Genomic DNA, 17,322 nt, shown 5'->3' with positions numbered 1-17,322 from the left:
GATGTCTCCTGAAATTTATTCGGCCGCGAGGGGCACGGCCCGCGCCAACAGCATTTCGAGCGGATAGGTGTTGAGTTCGGCGCGGTCCGATGGCAGCGGTACGAAGGCCATGGTGAGGCCGGACGGGCGGATGGTGCCGATGCCGAAGGAGGCGCCGCGCACCATGCGCAAAATGTCGGTGCGCAGAATGTCGGTCGCTGCATGCTGGCCGGTGCCGACAACGACGGGGATGCCGTGCCAGACAGACACGCGGTCATGATGGATGTGGCCGCTGAGGATGCCGATGATATCGCGGCCCTTGAGCAGCGATCTGAAGCGTTCCGACTGCGGAAAATGAATGGTCCGCCAGTGGGTTGTATCGGGTTCTTCACCTAGAGCCGGCGGATGATGAACGACGATCAGCTTCGGCAGATCGGGATGCGTATCCAGTGTCGAGGCCAGCCAGTCGAACTGTTCCGGATCGATTGTTCCGCCGATCAGTCCCGGCGTAGAGGAGTCGATCGTGACGATGTGGATGCCATCGACGACGACATCGTGATCGTAGGGGGCATCCGGATCTTCGGTCGTAACGCCCATACCCTCGTAAAAACCGGGACGGGTGTCGTGATTGCCGAGCGCATAGATCACCGGCACGTCGATGCGTGCATCCATGATCTCCTTCAGTCGACGGAAACTCTCCGCATCACCGCGATTGGTGAGGTCGCCACTGGCTATCACGAATTGCGGCTTAGGCGTGACTGTGGCGACCAGATCGAGCACTTGGTTGAGCGTCTCGGTCGTATCGCTGTAAAGATGATCGTCATCGGCGGTGCCGATGTGCAGGTCGGTCAGATGAATGAAAGTGGTCTCGCGGCGCATCGGAAGGCTCCCTGACGGTTCTCTGATGAAAACCGATAGAGGGGGCGTGTTTCGCAGGCGTGACGGATTTCGAATGCTGTTCGAAAGACGTTAGGACTTCATCCGCGAAACTCAGGAAGCCCGACGGAACATCGGCGCAATCACCTCCACCATGCGCGCTATGACGAGATCCGGATTGTCGAGATCCATCTGATGATTGGTGAGAAGCTCGGTGCGCTGCCTGCTGCGGGTGACCTGCGAGCGGATGCCGAGCGCACAGTTCAGGCGCCAGCCGATATCCACTTCCTCGAGCCAGGGCGCGATCCGCTTCAATTGCGGAATGAAGGCCCTGTGATGCTCGACATCGTCGATGATGCGACGATAGTGAGGCGCACCGTCACGGTGGGAATGGGCCATCGAGGTGAAGTGCGACAGCACTGGATAGCTCGATGTCGGATCGGTCGCCCAGCGGATCGACGGACCAACAAGGGCTGCAATCACCTCCTCGATATCGGGGGGATTGGGCGCCCGCCGATCGACGGCTTTCTGCAGTAGGCTCAGGCGCTCGGCGTTCAGCCGGCGATAGACGCGCTCGGCAACGGCAGTGATCAGTTCTTCCTGGGACCCGAAATGATAGGCGATCGCCGAAGGCGTCGCTTGCGCCTGGATCGCAATCCGGCGTGCGGTCAGCTCTTCGGGGGCATGCGCCTCGCAAAGCAGCAGCTCGCAGGCATCCATGAGGCGTTTTGCAGTGACGTTCGTTCGACTGGACATGAGGCGCGCACCTTCGCCCAATGACCTAGGCCGCAAGTATGTAGCCCGGATGACGCAACGCGATGAAAGTTCGATGAACTTCATTGCCGGCAACGATGCCTGCACTGCTCAGCAGCAAAAAACCGCCACAGAAGATTTCAAACCGCGCCCGCTGCCCCTCAATATGAGGCCAGCAGGTTCTGCCCGAAATCCGGTTCGACGCCCAGAATGGGCGCGGCGCGGCTAATGATGTCATGCACCATGGGTGCTGCCGTATTTGTCGCGAAGGTGAGCCCGTGCTGGCCTGTCAGCGGTTCGTCGATGAAGGACAGCACGACATATTTCGGCGCATCGATCGGGAAGGCCGCGAGATAGGCGTTGAAGCTCAGCGTGTGCGAATAATGGCCGTTCACGACCTTGTTCGCCGTGCCCGTCTTGCCGCCGACATGGAAACCAGGCACGTCGGCCGTGCGTCCGGAGCCTTGTTCGCCATTGAGCTTGAAGAGTGCGCGGATCGTGTCGCTTGTGCCTTTCTTGACGATCTGCTGCTCGGTTTTCGCTGCCTCTTCGGCCGAGCGCGGCAGGAAAGTCGGCTCTATGAGCTCACCGCCATCGACGAGAGCGGCACCGGCAACCGCTGTCTGCAATGGCGTGGTCGCGACACCATGGCCGAAGGAGATCGTGATCGAGTTGATCTTCTTCCATACTTTCGGCTGCGTCGGCGTTTTCACCTCCGGCAGTTCGGTCTGCATCTTCGTCAAGAGGCCAAAGCGGGTCAGATAATCCTTCTGGCGATCCATGCCGACCAGATCCATCATCCTCGCCGTACCGATATTGGAGGAATAGCGGAAGATTTCCGGAATGGTCAGCCAGCGGCGCGGCACGTCATGGTCGTCATGGATGATGAAGCCGCCGTAATGCAGCGGGCCGGTGGCATCGAAACTGTCTGAGAGTTTGACCGTGCCGCTGTCGAGCGCCAATGCCATCGAGAAGGTCTTGAAGGTCGAGCCCATTTCGAAAGTGCCGTTCGACATGCGGTTCAGCCAGCCTTCGCTGCCGGTCGCCTGCGGGTCATTCGGGTCGAAATCGGGAGCGGAGGCCATGGCCAGAACCTCGCCCGTATGGATGTCGAGAATGACGGCGCCTGCGGCCTTACCCTTATAGGTGGTGATAGCGTCGGTGACGACGTCATGAACGACGTTCTGCGCCCGGATGTCGATCGACAGCTTCACCGGCTCCAGATTTTCGCGCACCGCAAGCCCCGTGGATTCCAGATCAGAAAGCCCCTGCATGTCGAGATATTTCTCCATGCCGGCCATGCCCTTGTTGTCGATATCGACATAGCCGAGAATGTGGGCCGCCGTGCGCCCGCCAGGATAGAAGCGCTTCACTTCGGGGCGGAAGCCGATGGCGGGAAGGCCGAGAGCCAGAACCTCGCTTTGCTGCTTCGGCGTCAGCTGGCGACGCAGCCATGTGAACTGCGAACGCTTGTCCGACAGTTTCTGATAGAGCGTTTTCCGGTCGAGTTCCGGGAAAAGCTGCGTGAGCTTCTCGACCGCTTCATCGACATCGACCATATGGCTCGGCTCGGCAAACATCGAAACCGTGCGGATATCGGTCGCCAGGAGTTCGCCGTTGCGGTCGAGGATATCCGGCCGTGAGGCCATGATCGGATTTGGCGGAATGCTCGATGTCGTCGTGTCGACGGCAAGGCCATAATAGATCAGCTTGCCGAACATTCCGACGTAGACGATGCCGAGGACGCCTGCGAGGGTGACAATACGGCTTCTGGCTTGCCGGGCCGTTCCGGCGGTCTTGCGAGCGGCTCGCGTGAAGGGGGCAGATTCGAAGGTGAGCTTTACCAGCCGACCGCTTCTTACGCTGATACTATGAATGATCGACATTGCCACACACCGAGAACAGAACGCACTTGCGCATAACCCACCCGTCGGCATCGACTCTCGAGGGGAGGCATGTGCGGATTTAAAGCCCTACGCGGCGGAACACATTCCCACGGCTCTGGTAGAACGTTTAAACTTCTGCCCATCTGAGACCTGGATGGTTAACAAGGTCTTATCCGGCTGCGTGCATTTTGTCGCAGCCGCTCTGTACGCCCGCGCCAAAAATCACTGGATGATTTAAAACGATTTTAAAATAACCGTCTCTAAAACTAATCGATTTTAATTTTACGGTTAAAATTTTCTTGTTGCAGCGCAAAAGAATTCGGGCCTAAATCCCTCCGAAGGGTCAATTTGCTCCTCGGAGGAACGCATATGACTGTGACATTTCCGCTGACTGAAAAGCGCAACGCCGATGAGCTGCTCAAACATCTAGTCCAGCACAACCTCTCCTATCCCGGAAACTGTGCCGTTTCGCTCAAGGCTCACGTTGCCCTTGTCACTTCTTCCTATACGTTCGCGCTCAGCACTGCACGGACAGCTTGGTAGCGATCGACAGCCGCGCTTTGATTTCTAACGATCGCCATCGGCCTCAGTCCTCCCGAAACGCGCGGAAGATCTGGTCGGAAAGCGGTTTGACGAGATAGGAAAGGGCGGTGCGGTCAGCGGTTTTGATCATCACCTCGGCCGGCATGCCGGGGACAAGCGTGAGGCTCTTCAGCTTTTCTTTTTCTGCTTGCGGAATAGCGACGCGCACCATGTAATAGGACTGACCGGACCGCTCATCGGTGGTCAGATCGGCCGCAATTCTGCTGACAAAGCCGTTGAGTTCGGGCGTCGTACGAAGATTGAAGGCGGTCATGCGCAACAAGGCGGCATGTCCGATCTGGATTTGATCCACATCCTTCGGCGCGATCTGAACTTCAAGGGCCAGATCATCGCCTTCCGGCACGATCAGCATGATCGGATCGCCAGGAGAGATTACACCGCCGACGGTATGGACCGCCAATTGGTGCACGATGCCGGATTGCGGAGCGACAATATCGATGCGTTTCAGGTCGTCTTCGGCTGCCACTTTGCGCTCGACATATTCGCCGATCTGCGCCTGGACCTCCCGCAATTCGCGGCCGACTTCGGTTCTGAGATCCTGATCGATCTGCAGGATCTGCAGCCGTGTTTCCGTAATCCGGCCAGCCGACTGGGCCTGGAACGCAATCTTCTCGCCGCGTTCTCCGCCGAAAGTCGCAGCCTGGGTCTTGAGGCCGTTCAGCCGCTGGTCGGAAACGATACCCTGTTCGCGCAACCTGTTCAGAGCGGATATTTCCGTATTGAGAACCTCTATTCCCTCGCCATAAGCAACTTCCTGAGCCTTCAGCCCGGCAATTTCATGCTCGAACTGTGCGATGCGCTGATTGAGCTGGGCTTTCTGCCCTTCCCTCGCGTCGCGCCGAGACTGGAACAGACGAGACTCACTGTGGATGGCTGCAGCCACTTCCGGATCTTCACGATCGGCAAGCAGCCAGTCCGGAAAAGCAATGTCATCTAGGTCGTCACGTTCGGCTTCAAGTCTCGCCAGCCGTGCCGCCAGTTCGTTGAGCCGCTTCGTGACGATCGCGAGGTTGGCGCGGGTCTGGGTGGAGTCGAGGCGCATGAGGACGTCACCGGCCCTGACCTCATCACCCTCACCGACAAGGATTTCTCCGACGACCCCGCCCGTCGGGTGCTGGACTTTCTTGACATAGGAATCGACGACAAAATGCCCCGGCGCTACCACCGCTCCGGCAAGATCCGTCACCGAGGCCCAGGCCCCGGCGCCCCCGACCATAGCGAGCGAGGCGATGACGCCCACCATCAGGTGGCGCCGGATTGAGCGACTGACTTCGCGGTCATCAATGTCTGACATCGGCATCCTCCTGACTGTCCGGGCTAGCGCCATTTGCTGCATCGGATGTGGCCTGAGCAACGTTTGCGATCACTCGCAGCGGTGCAATGCTGGAGCCTGTTGCCTGAAAGCCCCGGCCCGCCGGCAGGCCCGGACCGCTCTTGAGAACTTTGGAAAGAACCTCGTCGCGGGGGCCAAACGCCTTTTGTCTGCCGCTCTCGATCATCAGCACGTGATCGACGATCCCAAGCGCACTGGGTCTATGAGCAACGACGACGACGATACCCTTGCGATCTCGAACCGCGGCGATGGCCCTGACGACAGCTGCTTCACCCTCGGCGTCCAGATTGGCGTTGGGCTCGTCAAGAACGACCAGAAACGGATCGCGATAAAGGGCACGCGCAAGGCCGATACGCTGGCGCTGACCTGCCGAAAGTGCGGTTCCGGCCTCGCCGATCTGCGTCTCATAGCCGAGTTCGAACTTCAAAATGAGCTCATGGGCACCGGCCGTGCGCGCCGCGGCGATGATCGCTTCCGCATCAGGAGCTTCCTCGAACCTCGAAATGTTTTCGGCAATGGTTCCGTCGAACAGTTCCACGCCCTGCGGGAGGTAGCCGATATGCTCACCGAGTGCGGCACTGTCCCACTGGTCGAGGCTTGCGCCATCGATCCGAACCTTGCCTGCCGATGGCTGCCAGGCGCCGACGAGGATACGCGACAAGGTCGATTTTCCCGATCCGGACGGACCGATCACGCCGAGCGCGCTTCCTGCCGCCAACGAGAAGCCGAGCCCGGCGAGCGTCGGTTTTCTTTCGCCCGGAGGCACCACGGTCACGGCCTCGATGTGCAGTTCACGTTCGGGGCGCGGCAGAGCCGTGACGGGGTTGGCCTCAGGGATCTTGTCGAGCAGGTCCTGAAGCCTTGCCCAGCTCTGGCGTGCCATCAGAAACGGCTTCCAGTTGCCGATTGCGAGTTCGACCGGGGCGAGCGCCCTGCCCATCATGATCGAGCTTGCGATCATGATGCCGCCCGTGGCCTGCTGCGTGATCACGAGATAGGCACCGACAGCAAGGATGGCGGACTGCAGGATCATGCGCAGCGATTTCGACATGCTTCCCAAGCCGCCGCCGATGTCGCCGGCCCGCCGGTTGGCCGCAAGATAAGCGGCATTGACCTTCAGCCATCGTTGGGCGAGCCGCGTTTCCAGCCCCATCGCACGAACGACTTCCGCATTGCGACGGGTGCCTTCGAGCAGGCCGTTGCGGGCCATGTTCTGGGCGATGGTCTCGCGGATGGGGGCTTGTGACAGGGCGTTCGTAAGCAGTGTCAGCGAGAAGAGAATGATCGCGCCGGCAAGCGCCGTCACGCCGATCCAGACATGGAAGAGGAAGCATATGCCGAGATAAAGCGGCATCCACGGAAGGTCGAAGAAGGCCGTCGGTCCGGTGCCGGACAGGAAGCCGCGGACATTGTCGAGATCCCGCAACGGCTGCAGGCCGTCACCTTGCGACCGGCTCACCAACGGAAGGCGGATCACGGCCTCATGAACGCGGGCGCTGAGCTTTCCGTCGAACCGCTCGCCGATCCGCAACAAGACACGGGCGCGGACGATATCGAGGACAGCCTGAAATGCGTAGAGGCCGGCGGCAAGCACCGCCAGACCAATCAGCGTCGGAACGCTGCCGCTTGCGAGCACGCGGTCATAGACCTGCAGCATGAACAGGGGCGATGTCAGGGCAAGCAGGTTGACGACCCCGCTGATGAGGGCGATGCTGACAGCGTTGCTCTTCAGCGGAAGGATCGTCGCCGCAGCGAAACGCTGCGACGACGTCCGAACCAAAAACTGGTTCCTCATCGGCCAATCACGCGACGAAGATCAGATCGGAGCTGTCAAGCGTGCCGCCGCCGGCGAAAGCGACATCGATGCTGCTCCCGGCGTAGGAGATCGTCGAGCCGGAAATACTGCCGCCAGCCGTCACGAAGTCGCTGTAATCATCCCAGCCATAACCGTCGAGAACGATCAGGTCGTTGCCGTCAACGAAGTCGGTGACGGTGTCGTCGCCCCATCCGCCGGCATTCAGATCGGCGCGATAGTAGAAGGTGTCGAAGTCGCTCGCACCGGCGCCTGTCAGCACATCGTCGCCAGCAAAGCTGTAGAGGGTCTCGCCGAGGCCGCCGCTATTGCCGGTCTGCGTCGTACCCTGTTCGCCGAGATAATCGTAGAGATGCGTCAGGTCGGCGAAGTTGGAGAGGTAGTAGATCGCATAGGTGAACGCGGTGGAGGCTGTGGCATCCGACAGGTCCAGCGTCAGCACGGTGCTGAGATCGTAGCCGGCGGTCGTGCTGCCGGTCAGATGCGAGCCGAATTCCAGCGTGTCGAGCGAGCCGACGAAGCCTCCCGGCGGAATATAGCTGAAATCGCCATTGAGAATGACGCCCGACTGGGCGGTACCGGCGTTGCCGGCGACCCACTGGTCATAAGGCGCCGAGCCCGGGCTGAACGAGCCATGGCTGCGATATGAGAAGGAGTTGAGCCACGTGGTTTCGAGATAGTTGACCCAATCGGGCGCACCGGCGGGGACCTGAATTCCTACACTCATTGTCTTTCTCCATTGATGGTTGGTTGTCCGTCGATCGACGAACCTCGGATCCGCGACCTGCCGGCCGGGAAATTGCTTAGAACTTGAAGTTGAGCGATGCCGTCGCCGTGCGTCCCGGTCCGGGCAGACTGATGGTCCCGAGCGCCGGGACGTAGGCGACATCGGTGACGTTGTTGACGGCGAAGCGAAGCTTGACGGTGTCGTTGAAGGCGTAGGACCCGTATATGTCGTAGAGCGAATAGTCTTCGGTGACGTAGTTGCTCGCCAACACGCCGATGTTGGGTGACGTGCCGCCGACATGGGTGGCGCGACCGCCGATCGTCAGCTTGTCGTCGAAAAGCCGCATGCCCGCATCGATGGTGAACTTGTTGCGCGGCGGCACGAAAATGATCGAGGGCTCGATCTCGTAGCTCGTGCCGTCGTAGTTGTAGCTCGTGCCGAAATCCGTCTTCAGATAGGTATAGGAAAGGCCGGCATACCATTTGCCTGCGTCGTAGCTCGCCTCCAGTTCGATGCCCTTCATGCGCGTTGTGCCGTCGACATTGACATAAGAGGCGTAGTCGCGGCCCGTTTCGGCGCGATGAACTGTCCCGAGCGCGATATAGTTTTCGATCTCTCGATAAAAGCCGACGGCCTTCAGGCGCACGCTGTCATCAGCGGACAAAAGCCCGTCGGTGGTGGTATTCACGCCAAGCTCGAAAGTGTTGCCTTCTTCGGCCACGAGATCGGGATTGGGGGCGTTTTCCACGAGATTGACGCCGGGATGACCGCCCGTCAGGAAGGTTTCCATGATCGTCGGGGGACGGAAGCTGCGCGAATATTTGGCGAAGGGCTGCAGCCAGTCGACGGGTTTGACCGCGAGCATGGCGGAGGGTAGCAGCGCGCCGTCCGAATTGTCGACAGGGATGACATTTTCCGGATAGACCGTCACGCGATCGATGGTGCCTGTCCAGATCCGGCAGGTCACACCATTAGGGAAGTACAACCGGCATCTCCGGTTATCGATGGTCTTCACTTCCAGGCCGTAGAGCGATGCATCGCCCGACAGATTGTAGTAGTCGTAGCGCAGGCCGGCCTGCGCCATCAGCCAATCGTCATGCTCGAAGGTGGCATTGGCAAAGGCGCTATAGACATCGCGATCGCCTGATGGGGTCGTGCCGGTATAGGTGGCTGTCATGTCGACGCCGTTGAGGAAGTAGTCCTCGAGCGTCTCCGTCTTGCCGCGATCGAAGAAAGCTTCGACACCGTAATTCAGCGAAAGTGAACCGGCCGAGGTGTCGAAGCGGCTGGTGTTGTCGATGCTGAAACCCAGTGTGCCGAGAGCGTAATTGACGGGAAAACCGTCGTCGTTGATGGCCGAGCCATAGCGTTTCTCGCGGTTTCGCGTGTGGTTGTACCAGAGGCGTGCGTTGAGATCGATGAGCTCGCTGTCCGGATCCCAGTGAAGGCTGCTAGTAAGAGTATCGTTCAGGACCTGCTGCGTGTCCTCATCAAGGTCGCCATCATTGTTGTAGGAGCCCTGGCTGAAATCGGAATCGTTGCGAAGCCAGGTCAGCGATGTGTCGAGATCGTCGGTGAGTTCCGCCTCAGCCTTCAGCAGGTAGGAGTAGGAGTCCTGCCCCGTGAAAATCGCCGCTCCGTCATGCACGGAGCTGTCATAGAGCTTGATGTCGCCGTTCTCGCCAATGTCATAGGCGCCGATCTTCTTGTGGCTGATGCCACCGAGCACCGAGAAGCTGTCCGACAGTCTGACCGCCGCCATGCTTGCCCCATCGAACTGGAACTCGTTGGTGCCGACGGTCGCGTTTGCCTCGCCGCCCCACTGGCGGCCGTCTTCTATGAGATCATCGGCCTCGACGGTACGGAAGTTGACCGAACCGCCGAGTGCGCCGGCTCCGCCAACGCCCGACGTGCCGCTCTTTTCGACGTCGATTTCGCGGATGAAGGCAGTTTCGACATAGGTTCGCTGCGTTGATCCATGGCCGTTGCGCTGAAAATTCTGCCTCGCCCCGTCGATCATGGTGACGACGCGGTTCTGATCCTGAAGACCGCGAATATTGACCGTGACGCCGGGGTTCTGCCCCTCGGAGCGGTTGGCATAGACGCCAGCGGCCGTGTCGAGCAGGTCGCGCGCGTTGCGGGCGGGTGAGCTTTGAATAGCTTCCCTGGAAATAACGCTGACGCTTGCCGGCTCCTCGTAGACCCAGTCGGGCGTGCCGCGATAGCCCGAACCGGAACTTGCACGCCGGCCGCCCTTGATGACGATCGGAGCAAGCTGGGTAACACCATCCTCCTGCGGAATGGCGTTCACGATCTCGGCGCTGCCGATCATCGCTGCGCCGCCATCTCCGGAAATATGTGCCGATATTCCGGTTCCCGACAGCATTCGATCAAGCGCGTCGGCAGGCGTCAATCGGCCGACGACGGCGCTGGTGTTCACTGAGCCTGTCGGCGCCGACGACAGCGTGATCTGCATGCCGGACTGACGCCCGAACGCACGGATTGCACTCGCCAGGGGCTGGGACGGGATATTGAAGGGGAGTGCGGTGGCCGCTTGTGCTTGTACCTGACCGGCCGGCGTCGACTGCGCGCGAGCGCTGGTCACGACCGATAAAATTACGAAAGTCGTTGTCGCCAACAACCGCGCTCGCCGCACGCGCCCGCCCGATTGGCGCGTCCCGTTGAACCCCAAAACCCCTACCCTCACCCGCATGCTCACTCTCGTCTCTCCAGTCGTTTGCGCCGATGTCGTGCCCGGCGCTTTCAACGAAATGACGATTAGTGCTCAGAGTTTTTTCAGGTCTTTGAGTGGATTCCGCTAAATCTTGATAATTACAGTCAAATTTTTTCTAGAACCGGCTGACGATACGCGCGAGCGAGGATATTGAGCGGACCTTCCCGCCATAAGGCTCGACCAGCGCACGCAGCGCCTGATCGGGTTGCTTGAGATTGTAGAAGCCCGTGACCTGCTGACGGGCGAGTGTCGCGTCGGGAACCGATATCCAGGCCGGGTGGTAGCGCTGGATCTGCTCGATCACCGAACCGAGCGTCGCGTTGACGACATAGAGTTCGCCATTGCGCCAATTGGCAATCTCGTCGACCGGGATCGTGTCCTTCGTCATGACCGCGCTGTTCGGATCGACGGTCAGCAGATCTCCGGGCACCAGTCGTTCGGGCGGGGTCACAGACGAACCTTCAACAGATGCTTGAACGGAACCATGCGCGAGGGCAATGCTGGTCAGCCCGTCGGCGAGCTGTACATCGAAGGCCGTGCCGAGCACCTCGACACGGACGCCATTTGCCTCCACCATAAAGGGCCTGTCCTTGTCCGGCGCCACCTCGAAATACGCCTCACCGGCAAGAAGCTTGATGCCCCGCCGTCCGTCGCTGTAGCCCAAGGCTATCGAGGTCGCGGCGGCCATCGTTACCGTGCTGCCGTCCTCAAGGGTGATCGTGCGGGTCTCGGCCGTGGACGTTGAATAGTCGGCGCTTAGGCGAAGCAGAAGGCCGGGCGCAATGACGAGCCCAAGACAGAGCGCGGCCACGACCGCCGCCGCCACGGCAACCCGCCGCCATGATGCGCGATGCCGAGCCGCTGGCGGCTTGCGCATGTCAGGCCGGACCTCCGATCTTGGCGCATACTCCCACTGCGATCGCATGGCCGGGACCACCTGCCCCATCGCGGCCCATGCCTTCCTCGTGCACTCCCAGGCCAGGCGGTGTTCGCTACCGCTGCTCAGCCAGCGATCGAAGCGCACTTTGAGCTCAGCGTCTTCAGGCCCTTCCTGCAGGAGAAGGAACCAGTCAGCCGCAGCCTCCAGCGCCTCGTCCGAAACATCAGGCCTTTTATCCGGTTCGACGGCCATCAGTTCCCAGTCTTTCCTGTAGCCAAACCACGTCGCATCCCCGCTGTTTTACCGCTTCACGAACAATGACGTTTATCTCGCCCGTTTTTTTCACGCGGATTCGAGATTCTTAGCGGATCATCCCATTTTTTTGGCGAATTCGACAATTGCGGCTTTGATCAGCCTGTGGACGCCAGCCACCGAAATGTCGAGGTGGCTGGCGATGTCCTCCATGCGGTATCCGCCGAAACGATGCATTTCCACGGCGACGCGCGTCTGCTCCGGCATTGCCGAAAGGATCGCCTCGACCTGTCTGACCTGATCGCAGAAGAGTGCGTTTTCCTCGGGTGTTCCCGCATCAAGGGGGAGCCCCCACCATGGCGTATCCTCCGGACGGGCGCGCAAATCGCGCTTCTGGCGCCTGCGCACGTCGAGCGCGAGGTTGCGCACCATGCGGAAGAGGTACGCCTTCAGCTTCTGGGGTGTGGCCGCGTCTTCCGGCACGAATTTTATGAAGACCTCCTGGACGAGGTCTTCCGCTTCCTCTCGCGAACCGACGATGGGCGTAGCGTATCGAATGAGGTCGGAGCGATGTGCCGCATAGACCGCATACCGCCGGTCGTCCTCCCTGATGCCCATAGCAATATCCAAAAAGAAACGCGGAGATGAACAACCGGCAGGCCAGCCAAACGCCGGATTGCAAATTCCGCATATTTCGCAACGAGAGAGGTAAATCAAAAAAACTTGACAATTTCTAGCATGTTTTTTTCAAGATTGAATTTGCAGGAGTTTCTGAGTTGAGCGACGGTTTGATCAACAGCTCGATACACGGAATCGGGATCCAACTTCGCAAGGCCGCACAGTTCTTGGCCGCCTCCTGACTATGTTATGCAGGTGGGCATAGCGCCGTCCTCTCCGAGTAACGATCAGAGCAACGCAGACCCCGGACATTAGCAACTCCATCTCAGTCTTTAGGGGATGAGAAGAGTTTTGTGTTGTGGCAAATGAAAAATCTGATTTACTGGCACCGCGCTGCTTGGCTTTGAGGGGGATACGGCCGATGGTGTGGACTCGCAGGGATATTCTGCTTGGTGGATTGGCGTTACTCGGCACCGGCGCGGTACAAAAACCGGCTTTTGCCCAGGCGGCTTCCTATTTTGCCGGCACTGCCGTCGATAATGGTGTCACGTTCCGAGCGACCAACTTCGCCAAGATCGACAAGCAATGGCACCGCCAAGTTGTCAAATATTTCAGCAGCGAGCCGATCGGCACCGTTGTCGTCGATACGCGCCATCATTTTCTCTATGTGATCATGGAGAACAAGACAGCCATTCGCTACGGCGTCGGCGTCGGTCGCGAGGGTTTCAAATGGTTTGGCCGCGCCACGATCGACAACAAATCGCTTTGGCCACGCTGGACCCCGCCTCCGGAGATGCGCAAGCGTCATCCCGAGCTGCCGGAATTCGTGGCGGGAGGCTCACCGAAGAATCCACTCGGCCCCCGTGCCATGTACCTGCTGCGTGATGGCGTCGATACCGGCTACCGCTTCCATGGCACGTTGGAACCGTGGAGCATCGGCAAGGATGCCTCCAGTGGCTGCATCCGCATGTTCAACGAAGACGCCATCGATCTTTACCAGCGTTGCCCGATCGGCACCGCGGTGCAGGTTCTGCCGCATATTGCCGACCAGGCGCCCGCCGCCGAGGTCAGCCAGGCCACCCCGGTCGAATGAGGAAATCACCCTGATGTCTGTTTTGACCGCATATGCGAGGCGTCTTGCCGCCTCGGCCATGCTTCTGGCGCTCACGGCCTGCACCACCACCGATATCGCCGCCGTAGAGGAGCCTGCGGCAGCACCGCTGACCGGCCAGACCAACGATCCCGCACCCGGTTTCGAGAACGTCAAGGCTGGCAGTGAAGAGGATTTCATCCTCAGTATCGGCCGACGGATCTACTTCACGCAAGATTCCGCCAAACTCGATACCGTCGCCATGACAACGCTGGACAACCAGGCTGCCTGGCTGAACAGGAACCCGGCCTGGCTGATCAAACTGCAGGGATTTGCCGATGATTCCGGTTCGGAATCGAAAATGAAGAACCTGTCGCAGCAGCGCGCCGATGCCGTCATGGCCTATCTCGTCTCGAAGGGCGTCGACGCCAACCGCATGTGGGCCAAGGGGTACGGTGCGGACCGCGAAGTTCGCGACTGCACGCAACGCTCCTGCAAGGTGCAGAACAGACGCGTCGTCGCCAATCTGCGCACGGAGCGGGATGCGATCTGATTGAATTTCCTGGCTTATGACGCCAATCTGTGGGGACGCCTAACCCCTCCGCTTCCAACGGACGTTCGTGAGCCGAGGACTTATATTCCCGTTCGATTTGGGTTGAAGCACCCTACGCCGTCTCATCAATAGTGATGAAGCCAAGCATCCGGCCTTCATCTTCCTCAAGGCTTCGCGAGGCTGCACACTGGTATTGCGGCCTCGGACCCGGTGTTCGGGGTGCGCGCAGCGCCTAAGGCATTGAACCTGTATCCGTTTAAGGATGCTTTGCAGGCTGGACATGTATATGAAGCTTTCGTACCGCGTTCCTCACATGTTCTTTCGTGCGACGTTTGCCGTCAGCGCACTCGTCTTTTTCACCGGCGCTGTGTCGCCAACTCTCGCCGACAGCACACCCTTTGCTCCGCAAACGAAAATCCGTCTGACGGTCGTCCAATGGATGCCGTCCAAGGGCCAGTTTGAGCGATGGGATGCGATTGGCGGCGAATATACGATTTCGAATGAAGGCGCAGTCTCCCTGCCCTTTCTGGGATCGCTGTCCGTTGGAAATCTGGATAATGCCGGCCTTACCAACGAGATTGCCAAGCGCCTGCAGGAAAAGATGGGTTTGGCCCAGACACCTGCGGTCACCATCGATGTTCTCGACTACCCGTCCATTTATGTCGTGGGAGACGTAACCACGCCGGGGGAATACAAGTTTCGCTCCGGCCTTAGCGTCCTGCAATCTCTGGCCATGAGCGGCGGCCCACTGCGGCCGGGAGCACGGCAACGATCGCAGACGATCACGCTTGCCGGCGACTTGCGGGAAATCGACCATTCGCTGCTGCGCAGCTCCGCAAAGCTCGCGCGGCTGCAAGCGGAAATGGCCGGAGCAAAGGAGATAAGCTTCGACCAGCCGCCCGCCGCCGACCAGCAATATGCCGCCAGTATCTATGACGAGGAGAGGGTCATATTTCAGGCTCGCGCAAGCGCGCTGGACAGGCAGTCGACGGCGCTTGTCGAATTGCGCAATCTCTTGAAGGCGGAAATCGATACGCTGGAAGAGAAGCTGAAGGGTTCGGATGATAATATCCAGTCGGTCGAGGAGCAGCTGACCAGCGTCAAGACACTGGTCGAGAAGGGGCTCACGATCACCTCACGCCAGATGGATCTGGAACGGTTGCTCACCACCTATCGCTCCGACCGGCTCGACCTCGTCACTGCTATCATGCGGGGTCGCCAGGCGATCAACGAGACGACGCGCAATCTCGAGGGACTTTCCGACACACGCCGGAGCGAAGTCGCTTCCGAGGTGCAGGCGGAAAAGGCCAACCTCGATCAGCTCAGATTGAAGCGCGACACGACGCAACAGCTGCTTCTTGAAGAACTCTCCAACGGCAGCAACGTGAGTGACAGCGGTGAAGAACTTCCGCTGACATTCACCGTGAGCCGGCGGGACAATGGACAAGTCAATCAGTTCCAGGCCTCCGAAACGACGGAACTGGCGCCGGGTGACGTGGTCAAGGTAACACAGCCCCGCATCGCGGATGCGCCGTCCGAGGACGCCACTGCGCTGCCTGCTCAGACAGAGGCGCATATCAGTCAGGTGAGCCGGTGACGCGCGAAAAGCATGTGCCGCAGTCGCGCTTTCGGCGGGCGGTTGAGCGTCATCACGGGATAAACGGCTGGGGCTTCTGATGACTTTGCGCATGACCCCACCCAGCAGCCAGACCTATACTCAGATCCTCAAGTCGACGATGTTGATGGGCGGCTCTTCGCTCGTGAACGTTGCACTCAGCATTATCAGAAACAAAGCCATGGCTGTTCTGCTCGGGCCGGAAGGCGTGGGGCTCATGGGCCTTTACGGGTCAATCCTCGATATCGCGCAGGCGATTGCCGGGCTTGGCGTGGGAAGCAGTGGCGTGCGCCAGATTGCCGAAGCTGCGGGCACCGATGACGCAGAAAGGATCGCGCGATCGGCGACAGTGCTCAGACGCATATCGATGGTGCTCGCATTGCTTGGCGCGCTCCTTCTCGCCGCGCTGGCATTCCCGGTCTCGAATTTCACTTTCGGCGACTACCAGCATGCCGGTGGCATTGCATTGTTGTCGCTGGCAATCTTCTGTCGACTGGTCTCCGCAGGGCAGACTGCATTGATCCAGGGCCTGCGGGGCATTGCAGATCTTGCCCGCATCAACGTGCTTGCCGGGCTTTTCGGCACGGCGGTCAGCATCCCGCTGATCTATTTGTTCGGCATGCAGGCGATCGCACCGTCTCTCGTGGTGATCGCGGCTGCCTCAATCCTTCCGACCTGGTGGTACAGCCGGCGGATCTACCCGCATCCCTCGCCAATGCCCGCGCGCCAGTTCGGCCGGGAAGTGTCGGCGCTGCTCAGGCTCGGCTTCGTCTTCATGGCAAGCGGGCTTCTGACCTTCGGTGCAGCCTATGCCATCCGCCTCATCGTGCTGAAGGAGGGTGGCGTCATGGCGGCGGGATTGTATCAGGCAGCCTGGGGCCTTGGCGGCCTCTACGCCGGCTTCATCCTGCAGGCTATGGGAACGGATTTCTATCCACGGCTGACAGCAGCAGCGGACAACGATGCCGAATGCAATCGGCTGGTCAATGAACAGGCGGAAATCAGCATGTTGCTGGCCGGCCCCGGTCTGCTCGCCACGCTGACCTTGGCGCCGCTCATGATGAGCCTGTTCTATTCTGCGGAGTTTCACGGGGCCGTGGATCTTTTGCGCTGGATTTGCCTTGGAATGATGCTCCGGATCATCTCCTGGCCAATGGGCTTCATTGTCGTGGCGAAGCGTACCCAGGCGATTTTCTTCTGGACGGAGGTGGCGGCCGCAGTCGTTCATGTGGGGCTCGCCTGGTTCTTCGTATCGCTGCTCGGCACGCCAGGAGCCGGCATGGCGTTTTTCGGCCTCTATGTCTGGCACAGCATTCTGATCTACGTGATCGTGCGGAAGGTTACCGGTTTTCGCTGGTCCACCGGCAATCGCAGGCACGCTTTGCTTTTCCTGCCTGTCTCGGGATTGGTCTTCCTGGCGTTCTCGGTCCTGCCGCTATGGCCGGCGACGGCGATTGGCTCCGTCGCTGTGGCTCTCACCGGGCTCTATTCGCTGCGCATGCTGGTCGATCTGCTTCCGCCAGAATCCGTGCCAGCAATCATCCGGGGATGGATTGCGAAGTCTGCATAACGAACAATGCGCGCATCTGGTGATACGCGCATTGTTCGTC

At 59.8% G+C, this 17,322-nt stretch carries 14 protein-coding genes; 5 read left to right on the top strand and 9 right to left on the bottom strand.

Annotated features, from left to right (window positions below):
* Positions 1-15: 15 nt before the first annotated feature.
* The 3 genes from J2X71_RS32740 to J2X71_RS32730 form a co-directional block, all read right to left on the bottom strand.
* Complete coding sequence (locus J2X71_RS32740) at positions 16-858, bottom strand: metallophosphoesterase (protein WP_310388973.1); 843 nt, start codon at positions 856-858, stop codon at positions 16-18.
* Positions 859-969: 111 nt separating this feature from the next.
* On the bottom strand, positions 970-1,611 hold the full coding sequence (locus J2X71_RS32735; protein WP_310388972.1) for a TetR family transcriptional regulator: 642 nt from the start codon (positions 1,609-1,611) through the stop codon (positions 970-972).
* Between the two features lie 158 nt (positions 1,612-1,769).
* Positions 1,770-3,494 (bottom strand): penicillin-binding protein 2, encoded by a 1,725-nt coding sequence (locus J2X71_RS32730; protein WP_310388970.1) that lies wholly within the window; start codon positions 3,492-3,494, stop codon positions 1,770-1,772.
* Here J2X71_RS32730 and J2X71_RS32725 point away from each other — a divergent pair.
* Positions 3,484-3,732 carry a hypothetical protein gene (locus J2X71_RS32725; protein WP_310388968.1) on the top strand — a complete coding sequence of 83 codons (249 nt, stop codon included), beginning with the start codon at positions 3,484-3,486 and terminating at the stop codon, positions 3,730-3,732. The two genes, J2X71_RS32730 and J2X71_RS32725, sit on opposite strands and share 11 nt — an antisense overlap.
* Positions 3,733-4,080: 348 nt before the next feature.
* Here J2X71_RS32725 and J2X71_RS32720 read toward each other — a convergent pair whose 3' ends face one another.
* From J2X71_RS32720 to J2X71_RS32695, 6 genes are all read right to left on the bottom strand, one after another.
* Positions 4,081-5,391: an HlyD family type I secretion periplasmic adaptor subunit gene (locus J2X71_RS32720; RefSeq protein WP_310388966.1), complete on the bottom strand. Its 1,311-nt coding sequence runs from the start codon at positions 5,389-5,391 to the stop codon at positions 4,081-4,083.
* On the bottom strand, positions 5,378-7,225 hold the full coding sequence (locus J2X71_RS32715; RefSeq protein WP_310388964.1) for a type I secretion system permease/ATPase: 1,848 nt from the start codon (positions 7,223-7,225) through the stop codon (positions 5,378-5,380). The genes J2X71_RS32720 and J2X71_RS32715 overlap by 14 nt, the downstream gene beginning before the upstream one ends.
* Positions 7,226-7,232: 7 nt before the next feature.
* Positions 7,233-7,970, bottom strand: a complete 738-nt coding sequence (locus J2X71_RS32710) for a hypothetical protein (protein WP_310388962.1) — start codon at positions 7,968-7,970, stop codon at positions 7,233-7,235.
* Between the two features lie 76 nt (positions 7,971-8,046).
* Complete coding sequence (locus tag J2X71_RS32705) at positions 8,047-10,608, bottom strand: TonB-dependent hemoglobin/transferrin/lactoferrin family receptor (RefSeq protein ID WP_310388961.1); 2,562 nt, start codon at positions 10,606-10,608, stop codon at positions 8,047-8,049.
* A 211-nt stretch (positions 10,609-10,819) separates the two neighbouring features.
* Positions 10,820-11,836, bottom strand: coding sequence for a FecR family protein (locus J2X71_RS32700; RefSeq protein ID WP_310388959.1), 1,017 nt, complete (start codon positions 11,834-11,836; stop codon positions 10,820-10,822).
* A gap of 117 nt (positions 11,837-11,953) precedes the next feature.
* On the bottom strand, positions 11,954-12,454 hold the full coding sequence (locus tag J2X71_RS32695; protein WP_310388957.1) for a sigma-70 family RNA polymerase sigma factor: 501 nt from the start codon (positions 12,452-12,454) through the stop codon (positions 11,954-11,956).
* Positions 12,455-12,875: 421 nt separating this feature from the next.
* Between J2X71_RS32695 and J2X71_RS32690 the strand changes: the two genes are divergently transcribed.
* The 4 genes from J2X71_RS32690 to J2X71_RS32675 all read left to right on the top strand — a co-directional run bounded on the left by J2X71_RS32690 (position 12,876) and on the right by J2X71_RS32675 (position 17,282).
* Positions 12,876-13,547: a L,D-transpeptidase gene (locus J2X71_RS32690; RefSeq protein ID WP_310388955.1), complete on the top strand. Its 672-nt coding sequence runs from the start codon at positions 12,876-12,878 to the stop codon at positions 13,545-13,547.
* A 13-nt stretch (positions 13,548-13,560) separates the two neighbouring features.
* Complete coding sequence (locus J2X71_RS32685; RefSeq protein ID WP_310388953.1) at positions 13,561-14,097, top strand: OmpA family protein; 537 nt, start codon at positions 13,561-13,563, stop codon at positions 14,095-14,097.
* A 286-nt stretch (positions 14,098-14,383) separates the two neighbouring features.
* The gene (locus tag J2X71_RS32680; protein ID WP_310388950.1) at positions 14,384-15,694 is read left to right on the top strand and encodes a polysaccharide biosynthesis/export family protein; all 1,311 of its coding nucleotides are present in this window, start codon (positions 14,384-14,386) and stop codon (positions 15,692-15,694) included.
* Between the two features lie 79 nt (positions 15,695-15,773).
* Complete coding sequence (locus J2X71_RS32675) at positions 15,774-17,282, top strand: O-antigen translocase (protein WP_310388947.1); 1,509 nt, start codon at positions 15,774-15,776, stop codon at positions 17,280-17,282.
* Positions 17,283-17,322: the final 40 nt, after the last annotated feature.

Origin of the sequence: Rhizobium sp. 1399, assembly GCF_031455475.1 — a bacterium.
Classification (GTDB): Bacteria; Pseudomonadota; Alphaproteobacteria; order Rhizobiales; family Rhizobiaceae; genus Rhizobium.
The sequence above is the reverse complement of the archived record's forward strand: the minus strand, read 5'-3'. Positions and strand labels throughout refer to the sequence as shown.

What these genes read in the sequence shown, in the direction of transcription:
- J2X71_RS32690 (WP_310388955.1), top strand. Translation starts at nt 12,876, where the DNA reads ATGGTGTGGACTCGCAGGGATATTCTGCTTGGTGGATTGGCGTTACTC.
- J2X71_RS32725 (WP_310388968.1), top strand. Translation starts at nt 3,484, where the DNA reads ATGATCGACATTGCCACACACCGAGAACAGAACGCACTTGCGCATAAC.
- J2X71_RS32710 (WP_310388962.1), bottom strand. Translation starts at nt 7,970, where the DNA reads ATGAGTGTAGGAATTCAGGTCCCCGCCGGTGCGCCCGATTGGGTCAAC.
- J2X71_RS32720 (WP_310388966.1), bottom strand. Translation starts at nt 5,391, where the DNA reads ATGTCAGACATTGATGACCGCGAAGTCAGTCGCTCAATCCGGCGCCAC.
- J2X71_RS32730 (WP_310388970.1), bottom strand. Translation starts at nt 3,494, where the DNA reads ATGTCGATCATTCATAGTATCAGCGTAAGAAGCGGTCGGCTGGTAAAG.
- J2X71_RS32695 (WP_310388957.1), bottom strand. Translation starts at nt 12,454, where the DNA reads ATGGGCATCAGGGAGGACGACCGGCGGTATGCGGTCTATGCGGCACAT.
- J2X71_RS32685 (WP_310388953.1), top strand. Translation starts at nt 13,561, where the DNA reads ATGTCTGTTTTGACCGCATATGCGAGGCGTCTTGCCGCCTCGGCCATG.
- J2X71_RS32675 (WP_310388947.1), top strand. Translation starts at nt 15,774, where the DNA reads ATGACTTTGCGCATGACCCCACCCAGCAGCCAGACCTATACTCAGATC.
- J2X71_RS32735 (WP_310388972.1), bottom strand. Translation starts at nt 1,611, where the DNA reads ATGTCCAGTCGAACGAACGTCACTGCAAAACGCCTCATGGATGCCTGC.
- J2X71_RS32700 (WP_310388959.1), bottom strand. Translation starts at nt 11,836, where the DNA reads ATGGCCGTCGAACCGGATAAAAGGCCTGATGTTTCGGACGAGGCGCTG.
- J2X71_RS32680 (WP_310388950.1), top strand. Translation starts at nt 14,384, where the DNA reads ATGAAGCTTTCGTACCGCGTTCCTCACATGTTCTTTCGTGCGACGTTT.
- J2X71_RS32740 (WP_310388973.1), bottom strand. Translation starts at nt 858, where the DNA reads ATGCGCCGCGAGACCACTTTCATTCATCTGACCGACCTGCACATCGGC.
- J2X71_RS32715 (WP_310388964.1), bottom strand. Translation starts at nt 7,225, where the DNA reads ATGAGGAACCAGTTTTTGGTTCGGACGTCGTCGCAGCGTTTCGCTGCG.